8 protein-coding genes are annotated in these 5,385 nt (G+C 40.1%); all 8 read right to left on the reverse strand.

Features of this window, described 5'->3' with window-relative positions:
• Nucleotides 1–9: 9 nt before the first annotated feature.
• Genes RTK36_RS09655 through RTK36_RS09690 form a run of 8 tightly spaced genes read right to left on the reverse strand, consistent with a single transcriptional unit; the run spans nt 10 to nt 5,227 of the window.
• Nucleotides 10–723, reverse strand: a complete 714-nt coding sequence (locus RTK36_RS09655) for a BppU family phage baseplate upper protein (RefSeq protein WP_312046594.1) — start codon at nt 721–723, stop codon at nt 10–12.
• Entirely contained in the window at nt 724–1,476 is a 753-nt protein-coding gene (locus tag RTK36_RS09660; protein ID WP_312046760.1) for a distal tail protein Dit, read from the reverse strand.
• Nucleotides 1,419–2,891, reverse strand: a complete 1,473-nt coding sequence (locus RTK36_RS09665) for a hypothetical protein (protein ID WP_312046596.1) — start codon at nt 2,889–2,891, stop codon at nt 1,419–1,421. Before RTK36_RS09665 ends, RTK36_RS09660 begins: the two co-directional genes overlap by 58 nt.
• A 25-nt stretch (nt 2,892–2,916) precedes the next feature.
• Complete coding sequence (locus tag RTK36_RS09670; protein WP_312046599.1) at nt 2,917–3,516, reverse strand: bacteriophage Gp15 family protein; 600 nt, start codon at nt 3,514–3,516, stop codon at nt 2,917–2,919.
• A complete protein-coding gene (locus RTK36_RS09675; protein WP_312046602.1) occupies nt 3,513–3,887 on the reverse strand; it encodes a hypothetical protein in 375 nt (124 codons plus the stop codon). The genes RTK36_RS09670 and RTK36_RS09675 overlap by 4 nt, the downstream gene beginning before the upstream one ends.
• A 23-nt stretch (nt 3,888–3,910) precedes the next feature.
• On the reverse strand, nt 3,911–4,399 hold the full coding sequence (locus tag RTK36_RS09680; protein ID WP_312046604.1) for a hypothetical protein: 489 nt from the start codon (nt 4,397–4,399) through the stop codon (nt 3,911–3,913).
• Nucleotides 4,399–4,839: a chloramphenicol resistance protein gene (locus RTK36_RS09685; protein ID WP_312046606.1), complete on the reverse strand. Its 441-nt coding sequence runs from the start codon at nt 4,837–4,839 to the stop codon at nt 4,399–4,401. Before RTK36_RS09685 ends, RTK36_RS09680 begins: the two co-directional genes overlap by 1 nt.
• On the reverse strand, nt 4,829–5,227 hold the full coding sequence (locus RTK36_RS09690; RefSeq protein WP_312046609.1) for a minor capsid protein: 399 nt from the start codon (nt 5,225–5,227) through the stop codon (nt 4,829–4,831). Before RTK36_RS09690 ends, RTK36_RS09685 begins: the two co-directional genes overlap by 11 nt.
• Between the last annotated feature and the right edge of the window lie 158 nt (nt 5,228–5,385).

Here is a 5,385-nt window from a genome sequence, read left to right on the forward strand (position 1 = left end):
AATAACCTCCTATTCATATAGCGCATAAGAAATTGATGCACCCGTTAAATTGCTTCCGGCATTCGCTGTAATCACAAGAGATCTTTTAAATGGCATTGGGTGTGATAAATCTCCAGTACTAGAAGACGTGCTACGAGATCCTATTCCAGATGGCACATATGGTACAAATGCGTTTGAGCTAGTGCTTCCTGATGCTCTCATTGCCGCACCTCCGTCAATACTAACTGTTAAATTTGAACACGTTGCTAACGCGCCATAAAATTCACCAGCACCCATAACCGATAGCAATGTATGGGCTTCGTAAAGATTTTGATATAGCACCACAAGCGCCCCGTATTCGTTACTGCTTTCCACAGCTCCTGCAGAAATGAGGCTTTTCACTACATGAATCTTGAAGGGTTGCGTACTGAGAACTTCCACATTATTCTTGAACAAAATAATCTGCACTTCCAAATCCTGTGCCAATACCAACGCCTGAGAAGTCAACTCAAATTGGCATCTTCCTGCAGTTGCATTGTTAATTGCTCCATTATTATAAAATTCCTTCCCATCAGTCTTTTTCCCATAGATTCTAACCTCATGGCCTGTGAGATTAATGGGTGTGCTACCGTCTAACAGAACAACATCTAAGTATCTGCTTTTGGTATCATTTTGCACTGCAGTAATCATACTTGTTACATCTTTGTTTACGTCTATTTCTAGCTTTTTATAGACCTGCGCCATTTATAACCACCTCCAATTGGGCTTTATTTCTAACCTTGATACATTTCCTGTCCAACTGATTGTATTTCCTCCCTCTTGAAACCTCGGGAAATCCAACGCTGAAAAGGAATTATTTTTGTTTGTACTATCTTTGTAAACTTCCTGAATCTCACTGTTGATTGTGACATATCCGCTAATTCCAGTAAGTGTGTAGGTTGTGCCATTAATCGTAATCGTGACATTTCCTGTTCCATTAACTGTGATAATTGGTTCACTGTAAATCGTGCCTTGATTATAGATTGTGGTGGGTGAAGTAAGGGTCAATTCCTCATCTGCTTTATCCACAGAATACTTGAAGGGAAACACTTTAAATTGTACAAGGAATGAGGTGTACAAATAAATCACATCAGAAATAGAAATAGCATTGCAGATTCTGGCTTTATATATCTTGTCCGGCTCTGTGGAAAGAATCAAATCGCCGTTGCCATCTAACCATGATACAATCTCCCTAAGCCTTGCCGTCCCCCTTGTTCCGCATGCAACACTTAGGGTATAGGCTTCATACGTTCCCTCATCAATGGTTAAAACACCGTTTCGCCCAGGGATTGTAATTTCTGCTTCCCTTCTCTGAGGTTTCATAATATCGGGCATGGCAGAAATCAAAATCCCCATTTCTTTGCTGTTTATTCCTTTAAAAATAAAATAAGGCTCCAGAATTATACACCTCCCGTCGCCGATACTTTTTGCTTGCGGTAAAACTCTGCTTCCTGCAATAAGCTTGCAACCGAACCTTTCCCGTCGTTTACCATCTTTTCAACTTTTAATATGAAATCCCCACCGTTATAGGTAGCACTGTTCCAAACATTAGAAGTATTTTTCTGCAAAACGCTTTGTGCAGCTTTGCTTTGCGCCTGCCCAATGTCTGCCATCATGCGATCTGTGTACACTTGTAACGCTTGAGGGTCGTAAGCATCCTTCATGCCTTTGATAACACCCTGTGTAATGGGCTCTCCTACCTCTCTAGCTGCTCTCTTGGAAGGGCTCGCTGTCTCAGTAGCACGCTTTAGCTCGGCAATGATTGCATCTGCAATACTTCTAGCAGTGGCAACAGCCTCAGCACGTCTACTTTCCATACCGTTTACCACACCATCCATAGCATCTACGCCAATATCCTGACATATGGAGGGAATATCATTTAAAGCCTTTTCCAATTCACCTGAGAAATCCTCATCAAGAGCCTTCAGTTCCTTTTCATAAAATTTGGCGGCAATTTCTCTCACCAAGTCTTGTTTTTCTACCCAAGTTTCTGAGTACTCTTCAAAAAACGCGTCACTCTTAGAAAGTAATTCCTCGCCAAAAGCAATGCCTTCCCCAATATCCATTCCCACTACTTCATCAAACAGCCCTTTTGAGATTCCCTTTTCTTGAAGCCTATCTAATATTTGTGCATATCTCTCCAGTCCATCAATTTGACGATCAATGTTTTCAAGCTGCACTTCACCATTTTCATCAAAAGAAAACAAATCCCCATAATTGGAAAGCTTTTTCTCCATGCGCTGTCTTTCATTTATAATGGCATCGTATTGTTTTTGTGCAGCATCTGTAATATTTTCAACTTTTGTTGCCATAAGCTTATAGGCTTCATTTGTACCATTATTTATTGCATCTTTGTACACTGCCATTAATTCCTTGGCGGCCTTTCTATATGCCGGTGCCGCCTTTTTATTCGCCTCAACAAAAGCATTCACGTTTGCATCAATTTTCCATTCCATTCTTGAAATTGCTGAGGAGGCTTCATTTATCATGCCAGCTTTCATATTCTTTAGGTAAAGGCTCCCTAATTCTTTATAAGAGCCCGCCTTACCCTTTGCCTTTTCCAGAGATTCCTCTGAAATAGAAGCAACAGTTTTTTCAAGACCGCTCATGGTTTTTTCCACCTCAAAAGCGCTTCGCGTGACACTGTTTTTTGCAGAATCACCTAAAACTAAGGCTTTCTCCGTTAATTTTTCAAGTCCACTGTTAACCGCCGTGGCAAATAGTGAAAGACTGCCTGCCGACCCAAGGAAAGAGGTCGACACTGCCTTAGCACTGAGATCTGCTAAGTTTTTCAAGTCAGAGACTCCTTTATCGAATCCCGATTCATCAACCTTTGTACCAAAGGTCAAATATCCATCATAATGATATGCCAATTTTCTCACCTCTTTTCCGAATAAATTATAATAATAGCCCTGTTAAATCCCCTCCGGACAAAAGCACATTCTCAATGGCAAATAGTTTTTCCTCCTCACCCTTTGAAGTTGGAATTCTATATAATGCCTTCATTCTGCGGTAAAACTCTCTTTGTTCCTTCTCCATGCTTTCGGAAATTTCCATGGAGCGATAACCCATTATTTTGCAAAATGTAGTATCCTCCCTTATTCCTTGAAATAATGCACGAAATTTCCACCAGTGCAGTTGCTTTTCCAGTGTTAAATCCATACCATATTGTTCCAAGAAAGCACTGTAAATATATGAAGCATCATGTTCAAAGGAATAAATCTTGTCCTGCTTTTTATTGTTTCTCTTTAGATAAGACGCTTTTTCTGACTCTCCTGCTCGATAAAACCATTGAATGGCTTCCAAAGCCATCTCCCAATTTTTTGGAATCTTTGGATAAAATAAACGCAAAGCAAGAAGGGGCTTCTCAGCCCCTTCCACATCTTCGTCCAGCATTAATAATTCATATAGAATTCCCACACGAAAGTCCCATCGAATGGAATACTCCTCATCATCAATCAATATTTTTTTGGGTAATGAGTCAATTAAAAGATTCATAGCCCTTCAATCCTCTCTATATTATAAGGGGATTTTGTTTTCATAACGTCGAGATATTCCTCTACCAAATAAGTATAAATGTCCCTGTGAAGCACTATGGTATCCTCGCCTTTAAAAATGGAGTTTACCTCTTTTGGGCAATCCAAAATCTCTTTGATTGCTCTTTTTAGAACTGCCTTTTCCTCATCATGCATCTCTTTAAAACATTCTTCTTGTTCTAAATCTCCTGGGTCTTTTTTCTTAATTATTTCAAGCGCAACTTGAACCCTTTTAAAAATAAAAGCAAGGTGATCTCTACCAAAATCCACAGTATAATTTTGTCCCAAAATGCTAATTTCCCGTTTAGTTTCTCTTTTTAGAAAGGTGCTCATTAAAATCCCCCTCCTTCTATACATTATTCAGTTGCAGTGAAGGTTTTTGTTGTGGTATTAAAGGTACCGTAAACTGGATCGCCAACGCCATGAAGGGTCCCTGTTACCTTTATGGCTTCGCCACCAGCGCCGGTAATGCCAGTCACCGCCACAGCAACCTTGAATTTTCTTCCTTGAAAGGTATTTTCTAAGGTTTCGTGGGGCTGGAATAACTCTACGCGTACGTATTCCAGCTCAGCCTCAGCCCCCGTTTTTTGATTTCTTCCAATGTCATAGAGTGCCATAACCGCTTCCTCAGAAGCAATCAAATCGGTATCAAATGGAAACTGCGTCTGATAGTTTTTAATCTGGCTGGATTGTGCCTTTTGGTGAATATAAGTTTTTGTATCCGTCTGGGCATTTGGGTTTTCATCTAGGGTGTTAAACCCCACACCCATTAACGCATAACTTGGCGTATTGCTGCTTGTATTTAAATAATCTGCAATTTGATGTCTCATTACTGTATCACTCATTATATTTCCTTTACCCCTTTCTCAAAATAAAGTAATCGGCATTGAATCTGATACCTTGCCATATTTTCTCTCGCGTCAATCATATAACCTTCACTTTCCGCTTCTATACCTAGCACTTCCCTGCCGCATCCCAAGGATGGCAGTTCCTTCTTTTTACTTTTTTCCTTGAGCCAAACAGCAAAGTTTTCATAAAATCCGCTGTTTTCAAGATTAGTCTCCACGTTGGACCCATATTTCTCCACACTGCCAAAGGTAAATACAAACTGGCACAGAGTACTCCCATCAATATAAATTTTTACTTCTTTTTTGGCTGGAACACCGTCAATACTATACTCTGTGGGACAAATCCCAAGATAATCCACATGAATTACCCCATCTTTTAGAAATGGGCAAGTGCAAAAAAAATCTCGAACGGACTGAGTTAAACTTTTATTTTCCAATTTGGTTTCCCGCCCCTTTCAAAATTTCTTGCCCATAATATGCCTTCATACGCAAAAACCAGTATGGCCCACGCATAGGTGCTCCTTTGAATGTTAACACCCTGTTGGTCATTACTTTTTCCTCTCCAGACCTTGCCCATGTTGACCCGGTACTAGGGCTGACCAAAGCCTTCCCATAATACAAAAATTTTGCGTAAGGCACAGTATAAATTATCTCGCCGCATTTCCCATAAGCACTGTTTTGCAATGCCCCCGTGCCAAAGGGAGTAAATGGTGCCATACGACGAATCACCTCTTGGTCAATGTATTTCTGTATTCTGCCATCCTTGCCTAAGCCTTGACTTTTTTTCAATTCATTTAAGCTGGCAAAATTCACTGAAAAACTCATTTAGCCAACACCTCCCAATGCTGCATATCCTTACTTCCAAAGTCAAAAGTACTAATAGATAAAATGGTAATACTTTTCCCTGAAGTAATTCCTTTCATTATTTTGTCCTCAGGACGCAAAGTGAAATAGGCTGTGGGATTTTTCTCAAATTCATCGGA

The sequence above is a fragment of the Anaerotignum sp. genome, assembly GCF_031981185.1.
Taxonomy (GTDB): Bacteria; Bacillota; Clostridia; order Lachnospirales; family Anaerotignaceae; genus Chakrabartyella.